Annotated in this window: 17 protein-coding genes; 12 read left to right on the top strand and 5 right to left on the bottom strand. The window is 65.6% G+C overall.

All coding sequences use genetic code 11. From position 1 onward, the window contains the following. Nucleotides 1-93 precede the first annotated feature (93 nt). The 4 genes from AC1DWJ_RS13440 (at nucleotide 94) to AC1DWJ_RS13425 (ending at nucleotide 5,219) form a co-directional block, all read left to right on the top strand. Nucleotides 94-1,524 carry a type IV secretory system conjugative DNA transfer family protein gene (locus tag AC1DWJ_RS13440; RefSeq protein ID WP_477621010.1) on the top strand — a complete coding sequence of 477 codons (1,431 nt, stop codon included), beginning with the start codon at nucleotides 94-96 and terminating at the stop codon, nucleotides 1,522-1,524. Then, nucleotides 1,502-1,906, top strand: coding sequence for a hypothetical protein (locus AC1DWJ_RS13435; RefSeq protein WP_477621009.1), 405 nt, complete (start codon nucleotides 1,502-1,504; stop codon nucleotides 1,904-1,906). The genes AC1DWJ_RS13440 and AC1DWJ_RS13435 overlap by 23 nt, the downstream gene beginning before the upstream one ends. Before the next feature lie 583 nt (nucleotides 1,907-2,489). Then, nucleotides 2,490-3,329: a DUF3825 domain-containing protein gene (locus tag AC1DWJ_RS13430; RefSeq protein ID WP_477621008.1), complete on the top strand. Its 840-nt coding sequence runs from the start codon at nucleotides 2,490-2,492 to the stop codon at nucleotides 3,327-3,329. 264 nt (nucleotides 3,330-3,593) lie between these two features. Next, a complete protein-coding gene (locus tag AC1DWJ_RS13425) occupies nucleotides 3,594-5,219 on the top strand; it encodes a DUF6119 family protein (protein WP_477621007.1) in 1,626 nt (541 codons plus the stop codon). A gap of 190 nt (nucleotides 5,220-5,409) precedes the next feature. On the opposite strand, the gene AC1DWJ_RS13420 is transcribed toward AC1DWJ_RS13425, so the two are convergent. The 5 genes from AC1DWJ_RS13420 to AC1DWJ_RS13400 are packed head-to-tail and all read right to left on the bottom strand — an operon-like array spanning nucleotide 5,410 to nucleotide 13,290. Then, nucleotides 5,410-5,823 (bottom strand): hypothetical protein, encoded by a 414-nt coding sequence (locus AC1DWJ_RS13420; protein WP_477621006.1) that lies wholly within the window; start codon nucleotides 5,821-5,823, stop codon nucleotides 5,410-5,412. Then, the gene (locus tag AC1DWJ_RS13415) at nucleotides 5,816-6,268 is read right to left on the bottom strand and encodes a hypothetical protein (protein WP_477621005.1); all 453 of its coding nucleotides are present in this window, start codon (nucleotides 6,266-6,268) and stop codon (nucleotides 5,816-5,818) included. The genes AC1DWJ_RS13420 and AC1DWJ_RS13415 overlap by 8 nt, the downstream gene beginning before the upstream one ends. 10 nt (nucleotides 6,269-6,278) lie before the next feature. After that, the gene (locus AC1DWJ_RS13410) at nucleotides 6,279-10,028 is read right to left on the bottom strand and encodes a type I restriction endonuclease subunit R (RefSeq protein WP_477621004.1); all 3,750 of its coding nucleotides are present in this window, start codon (nucleotides 10,026-10,028) and stop codon (nucleotides 6,279-6,281) included. 5 nt (nucleotides 10,029-10,033) lie between these two features. After that, nucleotides 10,034-11,287, bottom strand: coding sequence for a restriction endonuclease subunit S (locus AC1DWJ_RS13405; protein ID WP_477621003.1), 1,254 nt, complete (start codon nucleotides 11,285-11,287; stop codon nucleotides 10,034-10,036). Beyond that, complete coding sequence (locus AC1DWJ_RS13400; protein ID WP_477621002.1) at nucleotides 11,284-13,290, bottom strand: type I restriction-modification system subunit M; 2,007 nt, start codon at nucleotides 13,288-13,290, stop codon at nucleotides 11,284-11,286. Before AC1DWJ_RS13400 ends, AC1DWJ_RS13405 begins: the two co-directional genes overlap by 4 nt. Before the next feature lie 353 nt (nucleotides 13,291-13,643). Between AC1DWJ_RS13400 and AC1DWJ_RS13395 the strand changes: the two genes are divergently transcribed. The 8 genes from AC1DWJ_RS13395 (at nucleotide 13,644) to AC1DWJ_RS13360 (ending at nucleotide 22,458) form a co-directional block, all read left to right on the top strand. Next, entirely contained in the window at nucleotides 13,644-14,288 is a 645-nt protein-coding gene (locus AC1DWJ_RS13395; RefSeq protein ID WP_477621001.1) for a hypothetical protein, read from the top strand. Continuing rightward, nucleotides 14,285-15,754 carry a CHC2 zinc finger domain-containing protein gene (locus AC1DWJ_RS13390; protein WP_477621000.1) on the top strand — a complete coding sequence of 490 codons (1,470 nt, stop codon included), beginning with the start codon at nucleotides 14,285-14,287 and terminating at the stop codon, nucleotides 15,752-15,754. Before AC1DWJ_RS13395 ends, AC1DWJ_RS13390 begins: the two co-directional genes overlap by 4 nt. Before the next feature lie 15 nt (nucleotides 15,755-15,769). Beyond that, nucleotides 15,770-16,102 carry a hypothetical protein gene (locus tag AC1DWJ_RS13385; protein ID WP_477620999.1) on the top strand — a complete coding sequence of 111 codons (333 nt, stop codon included), beginning with the start codon at nucleotides 15,770-15,772 and terminating at the stop codon, nucleotides 16,100-16,102. Then, nucleotides 16,099-17,490 carry a MerR family transcriptional regulator gene (locus AC1DWJ_RS13380; RefSeq protein WP_477620998.1) on the top strand — a complete coding sequence of 464 codons (1,392 nt, stop codon included), beginning with the start codon at nucleotides 16,099-16,101 and terminating at the stop codon, nucleotides 17,488-17,490. Before AC1DWJ_RS13385 ends, AC1DWJ_RS13380 begins: the two co-directional genes overlap by 4 nt. Before the next feature lie 623 nt (nucleotides 17,491-18,113). Further along, complete coding sequence (locus tag AC1DWJ_RS13375; RefSeq protein ID WP_457252280.1) at nucleotides 18,114-18,482, top strand: DUF7793 family protein; 369 nt, start codon at nucleotides 18,114-18,116, stop codon at nucleotides 18,480-18,482. 131 nt (nucleotides 18,483-18,613) lie between these two features. Next, nucleotides 18,614-20,638: a response regulator gene (locus AC1DWJ_RS13370; RefSeq protein WP_457252281.1), complete on the top strand. Its 2,025-nt coding sequence runs from the start codon at nucleotides 18,614-18,616 to the stop codon at nucleotides 20,636-20,638. Between the two features lie 195 nt (nucleotides 20,639-20,833). Next, on the top strand, nucleotides 20,834-21,589 hold the full coding sequence (locus AC1DWJ_RS13365; RefSeq protein ID WP_477620997.1) for an alpha/beta hydrolase family protein: 756 nt from the start codon (nucleotides 20,834-20,836) through the stop codon (nucleotides 21,587-21,589). A 71-nt stretch (nucleotides 21,590-21,660) separates the two neighbouring features. Next, nucleotides 21,661-22,458, top strand: coding sequence for an IclR family transcriptional regulator (locus AC1DWJ_RS13360; protein ID WP_477620996.1), 798 nt, complete (start codon nucleotides 21,661-21,663; stop codon nucleotides 22,456-22,458). Nucleotides 22,459-22,495 lie beyond the last annotated feature (37 nt).

Here is a 22,495-nt window from a genome sequence, read left to right as displayed (position 1 = left end):
GCAATGACGGCACTGGTCCTCGCCATGACCGCGGCAGGCGCCCTCCTGCTCCGACACAACACGAAGGCAGGTCCAGAGGCGGTGGGGTCGGGCATGCAGGGGACCGCCAGGCCGGGCGAGATTGCCCGATCGGCCGGTGCCCGGCGACTGAGCAGAAGGGCAGAGGTCCTGCGCCCTGGACTCGTCAGCCCATCGGTCAACGATCTGGGCCACGAACTCGGCCGCGCAGGTAGTCGGATCTGTTACGCCTCGATCGAAGACTCGGTAGTCCTGCTCGGTCCGCCCCGCTCGGGCAAGGGACTTCACTTGGTCATCCCGATGATCCTGGACTCGCCGGGCGCGGTGATCACCACAAGCACCCGGCCCGACAACCTCACCGCCACCCTTCGAGCTCGTCACCGTAAGGGACCGGTGGCGGTATTCGACCCGCAGGGGCTCGCGCGCGGCATACCGTCGGCCACCCGCTGGTCGCCCATCCGTGGGTGCGAGGACCCGCACATCGCCATGGTCCGGGCCAAGGCGCTGACCTCCGGCACCGCCGCAGGCACCACCGACTCGAACTTCTGGCAAGCATCTGCTGAGCAGGCGGTCCGGTGTTTGCTGCATGCCGCCGCGCTGGCTGGGTGTTCGCCGACTGACCTGTACCGCTGGTCCCTCTCGGCCGTTCACGCCCGCGAAGCAGCCATGACCCTGGCCACCCACCCGCACGCGGCCACGGGATGGCACGAAGCGCTCGAGTCGATCACGAATTCCGATCCACGCCAACGTGATTCCGTCTGGTCGATGGTCACCATCGCGTTCTCGGCGATGGCCGACCCTCGGGTCCTCGATGCCCTCTCCCCCGCACCCCACGAACACTTCGACCCCGAACGGTTCCTCCGGCAGCAGGGCACCGTTTACCTGCTTGGCACCTCCACCGGCACGGCCGCCACCGCGGGGATCGTCGGCGCATTCGTCGAAGACGTTGCCGAAGCCGCCCGCCGACTCGCCGCCGGCTCCGCCGGCTCACGGCTCGACCCACCGCTCGCGCTGATCCTCGACGAGGCCGCCAACTACCCACTGCCATCGCTGCCATCGCTGATGTCTGAAGGCGGCGGCACCGGCATCTCCACCATCGTCGCCCTTCAGTCACTCTCCCAGGCGCGCGCGGTGTGGGGCGAACACGCCGCCAACGCGATCTGGGACGCCGCCATCGTCAAGGCCATCCTCGGCGGCGGGTCCAACGCCCGCGACCTAGAGGACCTGTCCAAGCTCATCGGCCAACGCCCCGACCGGCAGACCTCCATCAGCACCGGACCGGACGGTCGGCGCAGCACATCCACCAGCACCCACCAGGTCCCGATACTCGAGCCCGGCCGGCTGCGCACGCTGCCGTTCGGGACGGCGGTCCTGCTGCTGCGCTCAGCCCGCCCGATCGTCCTGACCCTGCGGCCATGGATCGAACGCCGGGACTCCAAAGCCCTGCAGGCTCAGCGCCTCGAGCTCGAGGAGGCGATCCACCGTGCGCACGCTACGGCGCCGTGACCGGGGCACCGTCATCCGCCGGCGGGCCGTCTACGACGCCTACCTCGCCTCCCACGCCTGGCGTCAACGCCGCAAGGCCTGGTATGCCGCGTGGCTCACCCGGGCGGGCACGCCACCTGCCTGCCTGGTGTGCAACCGCGAATGGAGCCTGCGCAACGGACATCTGCACCACCTGACCTACATGCGCATCGGCGACGAGGACGACCGCGACCTCGTGCCGTTGTGTGCCCGGCATCACCGTCGACTGCACGAGGTCCTGGAGAAGTCGACATGGTGGCGAAAGGTCGGACGGGAGCAGGCAAGCCTCCAGATCATCGCCCTACTTCGACAATCGCACCTAGAGCACACCCTGGCTCGCACTTCGGGGTTGTCCACGTCATGACGGCCCACGAGCCCCTCAGCTTTGACGCAGGCCCCCTCGGGGACGCATTCGGGCAGCTTGACGGACCAATGCACCTGCCGTCGCTGACGGCGCCAGAGCGGGAACGCGCTATGGGGCAGCTGCGCGAGTGGGTCACCGCCCTGGTGCGCCGATTCGCGATCGAGCCTCGTGTGATCCCGCCCTGCTGGGAGCAGCACAACGGGACGGTCGAGGCGTTGTCCGCACTGCGGGACCACGAACGCGCCTGCTTCGCCGAGACCGCCTCACCCACCGCAGCCGTCGAGTGGTTCCACGCCTTCCGCGAAATTGAGGCTCGACTATTGAGCTTGGGAGCCTTGACCCGATGCACAGTTCACGAGCACCGGCCAACTCCCGTTCAAGCCTGGGAGTGAGTCGGCGGTCCAGGAGCCATCTCTCCGATAGATCTGGGCTAGTGCGCTCGACCACACTTAATGGGCCAGTCTCGCAGCGGCGTTGACGGCGGAGAGACGCAGCCCAACCTCAACGAGGTGACGTGGGCCAATTCCCTCGGATCGGCGGCACATCTGGCAGCATGTGGCAACGACCTTGCATTAGGGGGGGCATGTTCTTTCACGACTTTGCTTCATGGACTCAAGCCTCGCTGGCAGCCCTTGCCGGCATGGCCCAGCCTGACGAATGGGAGTACCGCCGGACTACAAGCGAGCGGCCGTTGCCGATCCTGCGAAACTACGTCGTATACACGTTCCGACGTGCGCACTTCCAGAACAGGGTCATGGAGTTAGCTGACGATGACGGCTCTCGGCATGCTGCTTTCAACACGGGTCTGCTCACCCCCCACTTCGAGGGCATCTACGGCTATTTCGTCGAGCAGACCAACCACGCCTACCGCCAGCCATGGTTTCTCCATGGGTTCTACCGCGAAAGCGATCACCGGCTCCTCCGCTTCCAGCGGCTCCCAGAGCGAGCCTCCTACTTCGACGAGCCGGCTGATCTTCTTTACGACCCCAGGCTCGACCTCCGAATCCAGTACGAGCACATTGTGAACGACAACGTGGATCGCTTTCCCGACGATTTGCAGCGAGACGAACAGCGTCGCGTCGAGGCCGTACGTCAGGCGGTAAAGCATGCCGAGTTTCGAGTCGAACAGAACTACAAAGCCGCCATCCCGCAGTACTACTGGCCAACGCGCGGCGATGCGGACCCAGGAAAGTTGCAACTCCTTCTCCCCCTTTGCCTGCAAGACGTCAACCGAGCTGACCTTGCGTTGAGCGTCGACAGGGTTGGATCTGTCTACCGAGCTGCCACAGTGCTCACTCTCGACATGGCATACAACAACGCCCGCCTCATTGCTCGCCCCGACAAGGAATGGCTTGAGCCGATCTCGACGACCGTGTCTGCTGCAGACAAGGACTCGGAGGAAGGGTCGACTGCTGACGATTGACGAGGGCCCTCGTGGTCGCGAGAGGGCGCCCAACGCGGAGGAAGGGCGCAATCCCTAGGGCAGCAGTTACGCAGACCGGGTCGTGTCAGCCAGACCCGAGGACCGCCTCCTTCCCGGAACGCCGCAGCGAAGCAGGCGTCTCCCGGGCAAGGCTCAGTTTCGCCTGATTCCATCCCAAGGGCCCAAAAGGTGGGCAAAGACTCCCCCGGAGTGGCAGCCTTGGATTCACGTGTCCGGGGGTAGCGCGGATGACTTGGGGGAGGCATGGCCACACGCAGACTGACGATCTACCTGTTGAACGAGTCGACCAGCGATTTCGACGAATGTCTCGCGCAGGGGAAATCCGCTACGGTCATTGATCTTTCGCCCGATTCGGGACTCGACGGACGATTTCATCACGCCGTCAGCACCCCCAAGACCCCGGGGTGGGTTCCGTACCTACAACCGGTCCTCCTTGGGGACATAGCTGGAACACGGAGCCTTTCCGCGTCGGGTCTCCTACTGCTCAGGGTTCGTGATCGGGTCTTCGCCCTCACGTTCGGCTACGGGCGAGCCCTTTTGGACCTGTCGCGGATTGAGTACCAGTTTGGTCTCCGCGTTGCCCTGAACTGCATCGACGCTTCCCAGCTCAGGAGTCTTGACACGAAGACATTTGAGGATCTTGTCGTGACTACTACGACTCAAGTTAGCCGGAGCGCAGAACTGCCTACATTCGGAGTAGACGTGTCCACGGACATCCTCAGGGGTGTCACAGGCGAGCCGAAGGATGCCGCCCTGGCCAAACGCCTCTCGGGCTCGGATGCACTGGTGCTCAATGTCGAGACGGCTGTAACGGACCTAGGCGCCCTGTGCCAGCGCTTGCTTGATGCCTTTGGCGACAGCGCGTACAAGGAGAACTTCGAGTGGATCGATCAGCTCGCCCAGGTGCGGAGGTCGGATCTCATCGAAGCACTGGATGAAGCCATGTTGACTGAGCTGCGCGAGGGCACAACGAGCGCAACACACCTTGCCCTTCCGGAGTCGATTGACTGGGAAGACATAGACGTTTTCAAGATTGCTGGGACGCGTGCGCACGAGTATGACGACCTAGACCTCGATGCCTATCTGGCAGAACTAGGCGAAGGGCGGTCAGATCTGACCAGCGACGTTCTGCGGTCTCGGCGCGTGTCGGTCCGCTTTTCGCGCAACGACAGCTTCGACGACCGGTGGAGTCTCTATCGCTGCCTGGTGTCGGAGCAGCGCGTCTCCGACCAACAGTACGTCTTGATCGAGGGTCGATGGTTCGCCGTAAGCGACACACTTGTTGAGCAGGTGGATCACTTCTTGGCAACTATCCCGGCATCCCCTCTAACGTTCCCTGTCGCCGAAATCGGTGAAGTTGAGAAGGCGTACAACGAGCGCCTGGCCGCCTCAGTCGGTCAGGCGGCACTCAACTTGGATGCGCGGATCAAACGACCGGGTGGCGCTGCAAGTGGAATTGAGGTCTGCGACGTGTTCACACGGGATGGAGAGTTCGTCCATGTAAAGCGCAAGTCGCGATCAGCCACACTCAGCCATCTTTTCGCCCAAGGCAGCGTGTCGGGGACGGCGTTTCTGACTGACGGGCACTTTCGAGATGAGATCCGTGACGAGATCAGGTCGATGGTGGCGGAGGTGGAGCAGGAGGAGTGGCTGCAGTTAGTTCCTGGTGCTGCGGACGAGGTTGACCGGACGCGCGTGTACGGAGTCACATATGCCGTTGTAACGGCATCGAAGGGGCAGGGTACGGACTGGTTGCCGTTCTTCAGCAAACTGAACCTCATGCAGAACACACGCCAACTCCGAAGTCTCGGCTTCCGGGTCTCGATAGCCCGGATCCCGGTTCGGGCCGGAGACGCAGTCAGCGGTTGAAGAGGGTTAGGGAGACCGCAACCAGGTCGTTCCGAGTCGAGTCGGAATGGCGCCGGTGCTGGACCGCACGATCCACGGTATGCACGGATGAATCCAACTTTAGGCTCGGACGGCCACGGCAGAGCGTTGCTCGTGGCGCTGCCGGACGGACGCGGCGGCACGCGGTGCACTCACTGCGTCGGGCGTCGAGTCACCGAGGTGGCCCACCAAAGACGAAGGCGGCAGAACCGAGAACCAGAATGACCACAAAGACGCCGAGACTCACCGGGCTAACGAGCCCCCAGAGCACGCTTCGGGAGGCGTACGCCTGCGGCTCGTGGGCCATCAGCAGGACCACGAGTATGCCCGGACACAAGATGGAAGCGGCCACGGTCAGAAGAGTCATGTTCGGGCCTAGGTGGCCGGCGAACGCAGCGGCCGTCAGACCAAGCGTCATCATGGTGGGAAAGGTCTGTGCCACATCGAGTCGGTAGTCGAAGTCTGCTCTCGCTGCCGCCGCATCCTGTGTCGCCACACGCCGCATCGGCTTCGCCAACTGTTGCCCCACGATGCCGGCGACCTGTGTCAGCAATGTGATTACGTACGGCATGAGCAGATCAAGCATGACAGGTGAATTGATAGCTGGTTGCGCCACCTTTGGGCACGTTTTCTTCGGGGTTCGCGCCACGAATCGACACCCGGACGTCGGCGGTATGGCCATTGCCTGCCGCACAGGACCCCGGGTGTTCTAGAGCGCGAGCCCTTTGGGCCCTCGCTGCCCGCACCAACAGCCCCGTGCGCGGCGGGTCGACAGGGAACTCCTCGGATGTCCAGATTTGTCCCCCACCGCGGTCGTACTTCACCTCGGCTCCATCAAGCTCCGAGGTCAGGGTGAAGAAGAGCCTCTGGCCCTGCCATCGATTGGCGACACGAATCTGGTGGAGCGCGGTTGCGCCGATTACGATCGTTGCGTCCACTTCGCCGCTCGTGATCCGCGTCTCGGCCTTGACGGTACCGGTGTTCTGCGGAGGGACACTGTTCATCGTGATCTGAATGTTCTGGAACGACATTGGACCCCAATCAGATGATGCTTGCAGTTAGTGCGGCGGCCAGTCCGCCACGGTTCTCGTTGAGGTGAGCTCGCACTGACTCAGTCGCTGTAGCCGCGATTAGGCCGATCAAGGTCTCGAGACCTAGTGACTCGAAGCTGACGGAAATCTCGCTGTATGGCACTTGTCCATTCCTCAACTTGACCAGCGGCTCACGCCAAGAGACGACAGAGTCGATGAATCCCAGCGCGACGGCGACCGGGTCCGCTAGATCATGTGCCAAGTCGGCGACGGTCTCGGTCGCCACAACGTGATCCCGACCGTCTCTAGCGACCACATAGCCCGCACACTCGTCAGTGTGTTCGCCGAACCGAGCGGCGCTCCCATCTACGAATTCGAGTGCCGAGGCTGTTGTCGACCACATAACTGTGGAGCCGCCGTCGGTAACCTCAATTTGAACGTACTCCTCGCTGTCGAACTCGTAATACCCACCAGTCACGCCAAGGCCAGGCGTCAGACTGACGGTCTTCACGAGTCCGCTCCAAGGGCGCTCCGGCTCCTCGATAGGTGGAACTCCAATTGGCGTCTCGTCGCTCATCCGGAGCCGGCGGGCCTGGTAGAGGTATGCGCCGATCAGTCCTATGAGGTCGTCGGCACGTTCGTTCTCGCCCGTGAGTGCACTGGTGAGCTTGCCGAACGCACCTTCGTTTAGAACGGCGGCGTCAGTTAGGGTCTCGCGGAGGTCGGGGGATGCCAGGAACTGGTCGACGGCGTTGTGGTCGATCTGATCGGCGATGCGGGAGTCCTCCTCAGCCATGCCGGCGGCAGCGATCACGAATCCCTCGATCTGCGGGTCGCCGAACTCGGACCCAAAAAGTTCGTTGATCCGCGCGACCACCTCCGACAGCAGTGCTTGCTGTGGGTCCTTATGCGACACACCTGATCCGATCCCCGTGATGCCCCTCAACGACGGAGTGGGCTGGTCACCGGACAGGCCGATGTCTGCCTTTCCCTGGTCGATCTGCCGGACCCGGCGCAGCACCAGACCGGACACGTCCACGTCCGCCCCTGGCCCGTCGACCGCGAGCAGTCGCGTCAGCTGACGCAAGAACTCCGCCAGCTTTTCCAGATCACTGGTGCCGTAGTCGACAACCTGTGACATGAAGTCGTACAGGCGCACATATGAGCCGCAGTCCTTACGGAACGTCCGCAACTCGTCGAGGGTCTGCCGGTCCTGCCGGTCGGTGGCCTCCGCCCATCTGTGCGCGAACTCGTCGCGAGCCGGTGTCACTGCCGCAGCCAGCGCAGCATGAGACTGCGTGGGGGCCCACCAGGCCTCCGCGTAGCGTTCCACGTCCGCGCGTGTGTAGATCCTCGCTTGGGCCAGCTTGGTCGCAAGCCGGTGAACCAGGTTCGGGTCGGTGGCAGTCTCCACATGTGCTTCGAGGTAGTAGGTAAGGAACGCCTCCCGAATGTCGGCGGGGTCGTTGACGAAGTCGAGCACGAATGTGCGGTCTTTTGTCTCTCCCGACGGTGTTCGGTAGACGCGGTTCAGGCGGGAGAGGGTCTGGACCGCGTGCACGTCCGGGAGTCTCTTGTCCACGTACATGGCGCACAGCAGCGGCTGGTCGAAGCCGGTCTGGAACTTGTCGGCGACGAGCATCAGCCGGTACTCGGGCCGGCGGAACTCCCTTGCCAGGTCGGAGCCGAGACCCGGGTTCATCGAGGCCTCGGTTGCGCCTACCAGGCCGTAGTCCTCGTCGCTGATATTGCCGGAGAACGCCACGATCGTCTGGTACCCGTATTGCTTCTGCTTCAGGTACTTGTCTGTCTCGACCTTGTACCGGACCGCGGCCTGCCTCGAGTCGGTCACAACCATGGCCTTGGCGTGCCCCTCGAGGAGGTGGGCAACGTTCGCGTGGAAGTGCTCGACGATGATCTCGACCTTCTGGCCCACGTTCGAGGGGTGTAGGTTCGCAAACCGCATGAGTTTCCGGGTCGCGACCTTCGGGTCTACGAGTTCATCTGCTCCATCGTTCGTCACCGTGCCGTCGGTGAGGGCGGTGACGACGCCCTGCTCGCCGCGCTGTTCGATCTCGAACGCGGTCCTGTAGGTCTGGTACCCGCGCAACACGTCGAGGATAAAACCCTCCTCGATCGCCTGCCTCATCGAATAGACGTCGAACGAGACCGGCCTCCCCTCGTCGTCGGGACGACCGAAAAGCATCTTCGTCTTGACCTTAGGCGTGGCCGTAAACGCAAGCAACGACAAGTTCGCTGCGCCCGCTCGCGCCGCAGTCTCGGCGGCGATCCGCGTCTCCCGCTCTGCCAGTTCCGCCTCCACCAGCTCGTTGACGACGTCCTGGGCGTCGATCTCCTCGTCGGTCGTGACCTGGCCGCCCTCGGTGAGGACCTTCTTCAGGTCGGCGGCCGTCTTTCCGGACTGCGAGGTGTGCGCCTCGTCCACGATCACCGCGAAGTTCTTGTCGCCCAAAGTGGTCTCGAGAAGCCCCTTGACGTACGGGAACGTCTGGATTGTAACGACAACGATGAGCGCTGACCCAGTCAGCGCATCCACGAGGGCTCTCGACTTGGAGCCGCCGGAGCGGCGAACGGCGGCGGAGTCGATGACGGCGACAGTGCCAACGGTGTCGTCAACCTGCTCGACCGCCTGTTGTAGCTGCGCGTCCAGGACCCTCCGGTCGGACACGATCAGGATCTTGTCGAACACCTTGTTGTTGGCCTTGTCGTGGAGCCGGGCGAGCCGATGCGCGGTCCAAGCGATAGTGTTCGTTTTCCCCGACCCGGCGGAGTGCTCGATCAGGAACCTGCGACCGGGACCTTCGTCGCTGACGGCGGACACGAGCTTCTTCACGGCGCGCCACTGGTGGTAGCGCGGAAACATGAGCGTCGTGGACCGCCTAATCGTACCGGTGGTGGGATCTTCGTCGGTCTCGGTCTTCAAGAACATCTGGGAGCCGAGGATGGCCAGCCAGTTGTCCCGCTGCAGGACGTGCTCCCACAGGTACGACGTGGCGGCCCCCTCCGGGTTGGGCGGGTTGCCGGCCGCGCCGGTGTCCTCGTGTCCTCGGTTGAAGGGAAGGAAGTAGGTCGCGTCGCCCGCCAGCTTGGTAGTCATGTGGACCTGGTCGTCGTCGACGGCAAAGTGGACCAAGGCGCGGGTGCCGAACCCGAGCAGCGGCTGTCCCGCCGGGTGCCGGTCGCTGCGGTACTGGCTGACCGCAGCGTGCCACTCCTGCTTGAAGAACGACTTCAGCTCACAGGTCGCCACCGGCAGGCCGTTGACGAAGAACACCAGGTCGATCGACCGGGCATCGCCCCGCTTCGGGGAAAAGTGCACTTGGCGCACTACCCTTAGGCGAACCTTCTGATAGTGCTCGGTGACTTCTCTGTTCAAGGTAGTGGCAGGCTTGAACTGGCACATCCTGAGGTGCGCGGTTGCCCCCCTGGTATGGGCGAACCGCCGCCGCAGCACGTTCAGCGTGCCACCGCCCGAGCCCATCGGCGTATCCAGCCGGGTCACGAGCGAGTCCAGCAGCGCGTCGCGATCCGCCGCCTCCGCAGCGGTACCGACCCGAACCACCTTGCCGTACTGGTCCGGCTGCGTCTCGCTCAACCACCAGTGCACGTCCTCGGGCCACAAGGCCCGTTCGGTGTCGTAGCCCTCGTCGGTCTCGCTGTACTCCCAGCCGTGCGCGTCCAGGTACTCGGCGATCTCGGTCTCGAATGCCTCCTCACGAGTGCCGTCAGGTGCCCCCATCGTCGTCAGCTCGCCTTCCGTTCGGTTCGAACATCGATCTGCCCCGCCACCGCCGCCGCGATCAGAGCCGAACGCCGCTCCTTAGCCAGCGCGATGTGCTCCTCAGTCTTGGCGATCAGGGCGTCGATCCGGGTCGTCTGCTCCCGGATGTGCTCGACCATGGCGCGCTGTTCTTGGATCGGCGGAATCGGCAGGGCCAGGTTATCGAGATCGTTCTGCTTGATCCGGCGGTCGAACGTGGTGTTGGACCGTGTGTACAGCTTGTATTGGTCGAAGTACGGCGCGGAGCGAAGCACAGCGTGCAAATACCACGGATCTAGGACATCCACGATCTCGAAGACGCGATAGTCGGGGCTCACGACCCCTCGCTTGTCTGAGACGCCGATCGCACCGCCGATCAGCCACATCGGGTTGACGACGAGATCGCCCGGGCGGGCCACGAAGTAGCGCGGTATAGACGCGTCCGAGGCGTTCTGCTGGACCGCCATCGTTGACCGGTCGATCAGGTGTCCCTTGACGGTCAACGAGAGCATCAACTCGGTGCCCTCGACATTGCGTTCCTCCCGTGGGAAGCACACAGTCTTGAAGCGCTCCATACCCCAGCGGCGGGGTGCCCTCAAGAGCCACGGCTCGAGAGCGAGCGAGCTGCCCCATCGGGTGATGTCGTGGCTGCCGCTTTCCTCGCTCCGAAGACCAGTCAGGGCTGTCCGCGTGACAACCGCGAGTCGTCGCTCCTCCAGGTGGCGGATCAACTCCTGCTGCGTAGCCACAAGCGCGTCGATCTGAGCGGTCTCGTGGTCGAGGTAGTCGGCAATGGCACGCTGCTCATCGGTCGCGGGAACAAGCAACGGGATCGACAGCATCGCTCCCTGGGTCAACTTGTCGCGCGTTGCTCCCGAGATCACTGTCGAGTAATCAACGGCGTTTAGAGCGTAAGCGAGCCAACGGCCGTTGACGTCGAGATTCGGAAACAAAACGTGGATGTGGTTGTTAGGCCAGATCGGCTCGTCGACATAGAAGGCGACCGGTTTGTCGCGATCCAGGAATGGTGCCCCGTCTTCGCCTAGGAGAACGACGGGCGCGCTCACCTTGGCGCGATTCACGTAGTCCTGGATCGCATTCGCCCCCCAGTACGGGACTGATCCCTTCATCTGTGCTCGCTCGGTCGCATTCACGGGCTCACGCAGATCGTCGCGACACACGGCAAGTCGACGAACAGGCATGCGTCTCCAGTCCGGTCGCGCGATGGTGATCGTCATGCCTCGACCTCTTGCAGCATCTGAAGGATCTCACCGACGACCCGGTTCAGGTCCGCGTCGATCTCCTCGAGCGGCCTGGGAGGCTCATACGTATAGAAGTGCCGATTGAAGGGGATCTCGTACCCGGTCTTTGTCTTGGACCAGTCGATCCAGGCGTTGTGGAGGTGGGGCTTGACCTCGATGTCGAAGTACGACTGCACGGTTCGCGACAGGGCCTCGTGGGTCTTGGGGTGTCCGCCCCAGCCGAACGGGACGTTCTCGGTGTCGCGCAGGGCTGGGTCGGGCTCGGGCTCGCCCTTTTGGGCGCCGCCAGTATGCAGACAGATGTCGGCGGCCTCGTCGTGGACGCCGATGGTCTGCCACAGGATCTTGCGCTGGGCGGTGGTCAGGTTGACTCCGTGGTCGCGCAGGTGGGCGGCGATCTCGCGGTTGAACTTCTCCCGGTTGAGGTACGGCTCATCGCCGAACGCCTCCAGAGCGTCAACCAGGCCCCTGATCTTGCCGAGCGTCTTGTGCGTTTCCACCTCGGCGATGGATTCGGGGGTGCATTCGAAACGGAGTTGGAGTGGCCGCTCGACTGTGACGGTCCAGTAGGCGAAGTCGCGGTTGGCGAACACCTGCACGGGCACTGTGGTCCAGTCATCCTCGCTATCGGCGCCGGCGAACGCGCGCACGATCGCGTCGCGGTCCTTGTCAGCAATCTCAACGCGCTTGTCGCCGATCGACTTGTGCAGCTTCGAACCGAGCCCGGTCGCGTCAATCAGCTGGACCCTGCCCTTACGGTCGGCGGGCTTGGCGTTGGAGAGAATCCAGAGGTAGGTGGCGATGCCGGTGTTGTAGAACATGTCGTTCGGCAGGGCGACGATGGCCTCGACCAAATCGTTCTCGAGCATGTGGCCCCGGATGTCGGATGGCCCGGATCCGGCGCCGCCGTTGAAGAGCGGTGAGCCGTTGAGGACGATGCCGGACTTGCCACCACGTCCGGTGTCGTCGACGTCGCGCATCTTGGAGGCGACGTGGAGCAAGAACAGCATGGCCGCGTCACCAACTGCGGGGAGCCCCGGGGCGAACCGGCCCTGGCCTCCGCGCGCGTGCTCATTCTTGACCTCGGCCTCGACGGCTTTCCAGTCGGTCCCGAACGGCGGGTTGGATAGCACGTAATCGAACCGCCGGTCAGCGAACCGGTCTACGACGAGCGTGTCGCCCTGGCGGACGTTGGACGGGTCTTGGCCCTTAATCAGCAGGTCGGCCTTGCAGATGGCGTAGGTGCGCGGGTTGATTTCCTGCCCGAAAAGCGCGGTGGAGGCATCGGGGTTGAGACTGTGGAGGTGCTCGTCGGCGACGGTCAGCATTCCGCCGGTTCCGACCGTGGGGTCGTAGATGGCACGGACTGTGCCGCGGTCACGCAGTGCTTCCGTGTCGTCGGCGTAGACGAGGTCGACGAGGAGCCGGACGACGTCGCGAGGCGTGTAGAACTGCCCGGCCCCGTCGTTGGCGGACTCCGCGAAGCGGTAGATGAGGTTCTCGAACAGGTCCCCCATGTCTGCGTTCGAGACCTCGTAGGGGGACAGGTTGATGCCCTCGAAATGTCGGGTCACCTGGGCAAGGCGGTCACGTGCGTCGAGCGTGCGGATCACATTCTCGAAGTCGAACGACTTGAACACGTCCAGGTTCGCAGAGAACCCGCCCACGTAGTCGATGAGATTCGCGGCCAAGTTGTCCGGATCCTGCAACGCCCTCCTGAGCGTGTAGTCACTGGAGGTCCAGAAGGACAAACCGGCATTGTCCTCCGTGCGGGTCTTGATCTTCAGATGGGTGCGTCGCTGCTGCTCGCCCGGATACTGCGCGACGATCTCGGCCATCGGTTCCCGGTGCGGGGCCATCACGCACTCCAGTCGGCGCAGCACGGTGAAGGGCAGGATGACGGAGCCGTACTCGGCCTCGGCATACGGGCCGCGGAGAGTGTCGGCGACACTCCACACGAAGCTGGACAGGACAGACACGATGGTGGTACTCCGGATCTGAGAAGACGCTTTGGGGATGGGACTCAGCCTAGTAACGAGGATCGAGCCCTTGTGGCCAGTCGGGCCGACTAATGGCGATTGGGACCTGATGCGGTACCGCGACGTCGACAATAGCGACAACCAGGCTGCGTCGATGTTGGCGATTCGACCGCGCGTCTATGTGGGCGCAATGACGCAGGGAGTGACGTTCCTGCCCGGTTAGTGGTCGCGCTCATCGCGCAACTCGGTGTCCAGTGGCAAGGAGGCGTCATCACACGTCCCAGCAGATGATGCCCCCTTGCGGCGGTTGACCTTTCGGAAGCGCGGGAAGGGCTCGCGCGGGGAAGGCCGCCATGGTCGCTCAGCCAGCCGAACGGCATACCGATCAGTTGCACGAGAAGCTGGTCGCGTTGTCCCGCAACGCCCAGGTCAACGTCGACCTGGACGACCCCGCGGACTACTGGTACCGGCTCGGACAGCGCAACGCATACGCGCACGCACTCGGGCTCAGCGTCGCCAGGGGTGTTGACCACATTGCCTTCGAGGTCGGCGACCGGCTCACCGGCGCCCTCGCAGATGGCGAGCACAGGGTCGACCTCCTGCTCGCCAGAGCCCTCGACAGAGCACCTTCCAAGGATCCGACATCGCCTGAGTGGATTGGGCCGCAGGCGTTTTCGGCGCAGTACGGCCACGTCCCAGGAGTCGACCGCGACTACGGGATGCGGTGGGGCAACCGCAGCGACCAGCGAATCTCTTGGCGAGCACCGCTCGACGCCAACACCGGACTGCTCTACGCCTACGACCCTCTGTGGGCGGAGTACAAGGTCTTGGGGACAGACGTGCCGCGGCAGTCGGTGGAAGCGGCCTTCAAGCAGGCGCTGGACATCGACGTCCACATGGACGTCGCCGCCTTCGCCGAGATCGCCCGCGCCCACACCCTGTCGCAGCGCGCGCGACCCTTCGACCCCATAACAGCAGTGCGGGTGATCGAGCCATGACACCGTCCAGCGCGAGCCAAGTAGACATATCGGCGGTCCGCATCGCCCATCCGATCCACGAGGTCGTCGCCGCCGCCGGCATCGAGTTGACCCCGCGGGGGCACGGGTTCGTCGGCTGCTGCCCCTTCCACGACGACTCGACCCCATCACTGTCGGTCGGCGGCGTCCCGGATCGGTTCCACTGCTTCGGGTGCGGCGCCTCCGGTGACGTCATCGACTTCGTTGCCCGCTTGGAGAATCTCGGCTTCCGTGAAGCCGTGCACCGCCTCGACGCTGCCACCAACGCCGTTGCTCCTTCCAGGCCAGCCGCACGTGCACCTGCCGGACCCGATCGGTGGCCGATGGTCAGCGCCGAACGCGGCTACGCCATCAACGCCCTCGCGTGGGAGTACTGCTGCGCAACGGTTCCGCACGCGTTCGCCGTCAGCTACCTGCGTCACCACCGCGGCATCGACGTCAGCCATTTGGAAACCCAGGCTGGCAAACCCTTGGTGGGTCACAGCGGGCAGCCCTGGGCCGGCATGACTAGGCACCTGCTGGGCCGCGGCGTAAGTGCGGACGAGCTGCTCGCGATGGATCTGTCTCGGCGCAGCAAGAGCGGCCGACTCACCGATACCTTCCGCGGTCGACTCATCGTCCCGGTCCGCTCCCCCTCCGGCCAGATCGCTGGGTTGCTGGGCCGCACCACCTTGACCGAATCGCGAACTCCCAAGTACCGCAATCCCACCCGCACCGCCACCTTCGACAAGTCCACCGCCCTCTACTCCCCAACGGCCGCCAGCTCCGGAGCTACGGCCGTGGTCGTTGAGGGGGCCCTTGACGCGCTCGCGGTCGCCGCAGCGGCCGCCAATCGCGGGCGGCTCGCCGAGTTCTGGCCGTGCACCGCCAACGGGGTCAGCGTGTCCCCTGCGCAGGCGCGCCGGGTCACGAGCAGTGGCGCGGCGAAGGTTGTGGTTGCCCTCGACGGGGACATCGCGGGCGCCGAGGGCAGCGAGCGGTGGATCGATGCCGTATGCCGCGGGGAACGGCGACCGGCGATGCTCACCCGCCTGCCGGACGGATGGGACCCAGCAGACTGGCTTGCCCAGCACGGCCCGACCGGGTTGGCAGCCTTCGACCCCGCGGCCACCTCAGGTGACCCGCGACCAGGACAACCCGGCCGTGAGCTCGTGCGGGCCGCGCTGGCTACCGCAAATGATCCGGTGCGCGACAGCATCCGCGACCTCCTGCCCGTCCTCATGGCATTGCCGGGCAGGGACGCCCGAGCCCTGGCCGCGCAGGCCGACGGCGAGATGACCCGTCAGGGGTGGAATCCGAAGGGCACCTTCACGCAGACCCTTCGGCAGGCCGTCGCGGTCGCCGCCGCACAACGGTGCGACGTCGACGCCCCGCGCAGCCTGCGATTCGACACGCCAACGGCCGGCCGCCGCCTCGAGCTGGAACCCGGCCGTGCGGCATACCGCTGACCCTCAAGGAGACCCGTGCACCCCCACCAGACACCAGACGACCTCATCGAGCTCGCCGCGGCCCACCTGCGCATGGCAGCCACCGAGGCAGGCCGCCGGGGTGACGCCGACCCGTTCTCGCCGTGGCATGCCTACGCAGGCCAGCTCGACCTAGCCGCTGCTGGCCTCGGCACTCGGCCCGGGCTCATCCCTCAGGTCGCCGACCACGCCGACGTACTCACCCACCTCGAGTTGGCCAGTCGAGCCCTCGACCAAGTGCCGCCCGGCCGGGGCCCCACCGACGTCGCACTGTGGTGCTGGCACCTCACCGAGCTGGCGCGCGCGGCCAGGGAGATGGCGGCCGCATGAGCACCACCACCGGGCAGGACCTCATCGACCGCGCTGACCAGCTCGCCCGCGAGCTGAGCCGTTTTCGGCTGCCCGTCGAGACCAAACTGTGGGAGTCCTTCGACACCACTGCCTACCGGCTGATGCGCGAGCTCATCGGTCCTGGACGCGACGACGCTGGCTCGTCCACCCATCGCCGCGCCACCCTGCTCCAAGTGATCCACGCATACCCCACCCCGTTGCGCCCCCCTTTGGACGCAGACTTCTCGGTCACAGAGGCGACACGTTTCCTCACCTTCAGCCGCAAAGACCTGATCAGGCGCATCCGGGAAGGCGAGGTGCCCACCCATGTGGTCGGCGGCCAGCCCCGGATCGACGCGGCCGACCTGGACGCCCGAACCGACATCACCCCTACCGACCCGGCCGACCCGCACCCGCTCGCGCGTCTGTCCACCACGCTGGGGGTCCTCGCGGACATGGTCAACCATGAACGCCGCCACCCCGGCACCGTCGACGGGCTGAGCGACGACGCTGTACGTGATGCCGCCGCTCGCGTCATGACCTGGTTGGCAGTCGCCGGCCGCTACACGCTCCGGCACGGACCGATCGAGAACGGCGACCGACCCCTCGCCGTCGCCCAGTATGCGGATCGGTCCATCGACGCACTGGGTGGCACAGCGCGGTCGATCGCAGGCCTGGATGCCCTCGCCGCGCGAGTCCCGACGCTTGGGTCGGGTTTGAGCGAACAGCTGGACAGCAGCCTGCACCGCTGGGCCGCGGCCGCGCGCCAGGAGCTGCAGAGGACCATCCCCGCCACACAGGTGATGGCCAACATCGCCAGCGTCGGCACGCTCATGATGGCCAGCACTCACCGACTGCACACCTTGTCGCCCTCGACGCCAGCGGAGGCGCTTGTGGCGATGACCAGCGACCTGCGGGGTGCGGCGGATGCCCTCAAGGAGGCAGAGGCCACCTGGAAACGTGTCACGACCCTTCAACCGCAAGGCCGCGCCTTCGGCGCCGCGTCGTTCGAGCTATTCGACACCCTGCGCAAGGTCGTCGCCGTGCCGGCCGAACCGGCGAAGCAGCACGCGCTCGGGCTCGGGACTGACCAGTCAATTCCGTCGCTCGAGCGAGGTATGCGCGACTTGGCGACCTTCGTCGAGCAGAGTCACGACGCAACACGGGCCTGCCTCAACAGCGAACTCCTGTTCGCGCCGGCTCGATGCCTGGACCAGTCGGCCGAGCACCTGCAGTCTCGCGCCCGCGGCGGCTACCTCCCTGTTGCCCCCGACGCTGCTAACTACCTGTTGGAGTCCATCCAACGCGCGGCATCCCTCACCGCAGCCCTCTCGGTTGACCTGGTTGCCGTGGAAACGGCTCACGCATCCTTGGCCGTTCGTCGGTAAGAATGGAGTGCACCAGTTGCACAAGGTGGCTCGCCCGCCGGAGATCGCAATCGAGGCCGAGCGTCCGACAAACCCTCCGGCTTTGGACGAGAAACGCGACGAACTGACGAGCACCTCGGAGGTCCCCAAACCGGCATCTTTGCAGGTCAGAAGGCATTCACGGGTTCGCATGGGCAGCGATCGGCCCCTCTCACCTTTGCCACTTCAGGATCTCTCGCTCGCTCGATCCCCGTCCGTGAAGCAGCACGACGATCGGTGCCGACGAGTCGGTCGCGCCGTAGGTCGCGACCACGGGCGCGCTTTTCGTTGGCTGCGAGGGAGATCTGCAGGAAGCCGATCGCCTCGAGCTCGCTGGTTCCTGTCCTTGCGGCAACTACGGTTGCCTCGAGGCGATGGCCTCAGGGCCCGCCATCGGAGGGTCCATCTCGGCTGTCGGCGAGCAGTCGCGGGAGCGGAGGCCGCCCACCGATCGGCCGCCTGTCGCGAACGTGAGGCAGTACACCGAAATGTCGGACATCACCACTGGGGGGCCAATTGCCTGGGCCGATGCCGTTCTGCCCTTTACGGGAGGTACTGGACTACATTGGCCGTAAGTCGTGAGGTGCGGTTGCGGAGGTGTGGGGATGGATGCCGAGGACAAGTGCTACGCCGTCACGTGGGACGAGGAAAGCGCTGTCGCACGAACCGACTGGCTCCCGGGTGCGGTGTGCGGCATTGAGGAGGCTCGCGCTGTGGATGCCGAGATCAAGGCACTAGGACGGGGCAAGGTGCTCTCGCTGGTCGACCTCCGTCAGGTCGCCTCGATCGACCGGCCCGCCCGGGAGTTCTTCATGGACCGCAATCCCAACTACCGGGCCGTCGCGCTCATCGCCGCCTCCGCGTCGACGCGAATGCTGGCCAACTTCTTCATGGGCCTGAAGCGAGGCGCGATCCCGGTGAAGATGTTCACCTCCGAGGCCGACGCAGTCGCGTGGCTGCAAGTGCAGGCATGACCGGGGCGCGTCAGACGGGCATCGACAACATCATCGAGCTCCTCACCCGCCTCGCCGCTGGCGACCTGGACGCCCGTGGGGCACGCAGCGCGGCGGACGACGACCTCGACGCTGTGGTCTTCGGAATCAACATGCTCGCCGAGGAGCTCAGCGCCAACCGCTCGGAGCTCGAACAGCGAGTACAAAGCCGCACCGTCGAGCTCGAGGTGGCGCGCAAGGAGGCCATGGAGGCCTCGCGCCTGAAATCGGAGTTCCTGGCGACGATGAGCCACGAGATCCGCACTCCCATGAACGGGGTCATCGGACTCACCGAGCTACTCCTGCACACGGGCCTGGACCAAACCCAGGCCCAGTACGTCCACAGCCTCCAGAATGCCGGGCAGACCCTCCTTCGGGTCATCAACGACATTCTCGACTTCTCCAGACTCGAAGCGGGCATGGTCGACTTCGAGCTCGTCGACCTCGACCCCCGAGCGCTGGTCGAGTCCGTCGCGACCCTGGTGGCGCCGATATCCTCGCGCCAGGAGCTGGAGCTCATCGCCTACTGCGCCCCTGAGGTCCCGTCGCGGCTGGTCGGTGACGAGGGCCGACTGCGTCAGATCCTGCTGAACCTGGCCGCGAACGCCGTCAAGTTCACCGACAAGGGTGAGGTCGTGATCACGGCCCGGATGAGCGAGACGAACCCGGGCCTGGTGCGGTTTCAGGTGGCGGACACGGGCATCGGCATTCCAGACGACGCCCAGCACGCCATGTTCGACTCGTTCACCCAGGCCGACGCCTCCACCACGCGCAGGTACGGCGGCAGCGGTCTCGGGTTGGCCATCTCGCGCAGCTTGACCGAGGCGATGGGCGGCACCATCGGAGTAGACAGTGAGGAAGGCGTCGGCAGCACGTTCTGGTTCGAAGTGCCGCTCCCCGTGTCGGCGACCGATCCGCCCTCGGTGCCTGGCCGCGACCAGCTACGGGGACTGCGCGTCTTGGTCGTCGACGACAATGCCACCAACCGGCTGGTCCTGGAGGCGCAGCTCAAGGACTGGGGAACGCGACCCGACGTGGTGGAGCATCCGCACGCCGTCGTCGGCCTGATGCGGGCCGCTCTCGCTGCTGGCGATCCCTATGCGATCGCGGTGCTCGACATGTGCATGCCGTCCGTCGACGGCCTCGAGCTGGCCGGCCTCATCTGCGCCGACGAGACGTTGAGCGGCACCGCGCTGTTCATGCTGTCGTCGACGATCGAGGTCGACCGAACCGCGCTGCGCCGCGCCGGGGTCCGGGACGCGTTGCGCAAGCCTGTGCGCAGCGGCGAGCTCTTCGACCGGCTCCTCAGACTGGTGGGAGATGCGCCGGTCAAGGCGTCTCGACGGGCGGAGCAGACCGACGCCCCGCGCGCGGAGACTGTCTTGGGACGGGTACTCGTGGTCGAGGACAACACCGTGAACCAACTGGTCGCCGAGGGGCTGGTCTCGCATCTGGGTTACGACGTCGACATCGCGGAGGACGGTGCGCAGGCCCTCGACGCCGTCGCGGCCACCCACTACGCAGCCGTGTTGATGGACTGCCACATGCCCGTGATGGACGGGTACGCCGCGACCCAGGAAATCCGGCGGCGGGAGGCCGGTGGTGAACGGGTGCCGATCATCGCCATGACGGCCGGAGTGATGGCCGCGGATCACGAACGTTGCCTGGCGGCCGGGATGGACGCCTACATTCCCAAACCCGTCGACCTGAGCACGCTGGAGGACGTTCTCAGCCGCTGGGCGCGGCCCGCCCCTGGCCAGGCAATCCAACCCGACCCGGAGCCGGCCGCCTCGCTCGACAGTGACACGTCGGCCTTGGACCCGGAGCGCCTCGCGGCCCTCCGCGCGCTCGGCGCAACGGCCGGGCCCGGGCTCCTCCCCGCGCTGGTCGATGCCTTCACCACCGCTTCCCCGGGCCTGCTTGCGACGATGCGCCGGGCCCTCGACACGACCGACACGAACGGCCTGCGAAGCGCCGCCCACGAACTCAAAGGATCCGCAGCGAACATCGGTGCCGTCAGGGTCGCCGACCTGGCCCGTCAGGTCGAAACCGGCGGAAGACCAGCTGACGTCGCACTGCTCGACCTGCTGGGGTCCGAGCTCGAGCGCGCACAACGACTGTTGCGCGTGGCCTTCTGACACCAGAGGACCCGCCGACCAAACGACCACGCGTCGCTATCGGATGGCCAACGACGCGAACCCCATCTGGATAACCAGCGGGTTCGGGGCTCGAATCCCTGATGGCGCACTGTCGGCGAAGCATCGGGTTCCTCGTCGTGCCGGCTCCTGAGATCGACGAGCCGAGATCCCTCCAGCTTTGGGAGGATGGGCGCCATGGCCGAACCTGTGTGGTTTCCGAGCACCAGCGGGCCGCGGCTGGCCGGGGTGATCGACCACCCCGAAGGCGCCGTCCGGGGCTGGGGGGTGTTCTCGCACGGCTTCACCCTCGGCAAGAACAGCCCCGCGGCCAGTCGGATCTGCAAGCAGCTGGCCTACGAAGGCGTGGGGATGCTGCGGTTCGACAACCTGGGACTGGGTGACTCCGACGGCGACTGGGGCGACGGCTCCTTCTCGCACAAGGTCGCCGACACAGCTCAGGCGGTCCGCTTCATGAACGACTCCGGTCGGACCGTGCGGCTCCTGGTGGGCCATTCCTTCGGCGGAGCAGCCGTCATCGCGGCCGCTCACGAGCTCGACTCGGTGCGAGCCGTGGCGAGCATCTGCGCGCCGTACCAACCAGGACACGTGGAGCACAACTACGACGCCCTCGTGGAGCGCATCATCGCCGAGGGCGAGGCCCCATTCCTCATTGGTGGCAAGGCGCTGGTCCTGCGTCGGCACTTCATCGAGGACGTGCGCGCGGCTGACCTGCGCGAGCAGATCCGCACGCTTCGGCGCGCCCTGATGGTCATGCACTCCCCCACCGACAACACGGTCGGCATCGCGAACGCCAGCGAGATCTTCCGGGCCGCACGGCACCCCCGCAACTTCGTCTCGCTCGAGGGCGCCGACCACCTCCTGACGGGTCGGGACCAGGCCAAGCGTGCGGCCCGGATCATCAGCGCCTGGGCCGATCCCTACCTCACCTGAGACCCTCCACCCCATCGCTTCGTCCGGCGGAACCTCGACTCGGCGGCCGACGAGAGTGACAGGATCGGGCCATGGCGAGTGAAGGCGTGAGTGCGGCCGGCAAGGCCTTGGCGGTCCTGTCCACCTTCGGGCGCGACCATGACCACCAGACCCTCTCCCAGATCGCCCGGCGCACCGGGCTTCCGCTCAGCACCGCACACCGGATCGTCGCCGAGCTCGGAGACTGGGGAGCTCTGGAGCGCGATGACGAAGGGCGGTGGCACATCGGCCTGCGCCTCTGGGAAGTGGGCTCGCTCTGCCCTCGCGGCCAGATCCTGCGGGAGGTGGCTCTCCCTTATCTCCAGGACCTCTACGAGGTGACCCACGAGAACATCCAGCTCGCCGTGCGGGAGGGCACTGAGCTCACCTTCGTCGAGCGCATCGCGGGCCACCGGTCCGTCGAGCTGAAGACGATGGTGGGCACCCGATTCCCGTTGCCGTCGACCGGCGTGGGCATGGTGCTGCTCGCCTTCGCCCCGACGGACATCCGGGACGCCGTCCTGTCCCAGCCGTTGCCGCGGCACACCGAGTTCACGGTCACGGACCAACGACGGCTCCGCGCCATGCTCGCCTCCGTCCGACGACACGGGTATGCCGTCAACGACCGCCAGCTGTCCGACCACACCGTGGGACTCGCCGCCCCGGTGCGGATCGGCGCGGCAGGTCCGGTCCATGCCGCCATCGGCATCGTCGTGCTGGGCAAGACCGCGGCTGCGGTGCGCCACCTGCGGCAGCCCGTGGTCGCCGCGGCTGCTGCCATCTCGGTCGAGCTGGGCCGACGGGCGGGCCCCACGTCGGGCGTCGACGTGGCGGACACCGCGCCTCGATAGTCCTTCCACCTGGCGGAAGGTGGCTGTGGAGGCCTTG

The sequence above is a fragment of the Pedococcus sp. P2_D7 genome, assembly GCF_056404295.1.
This window is presented reverse-complemented; position numbering and strand designations above follow the sequence as displayed.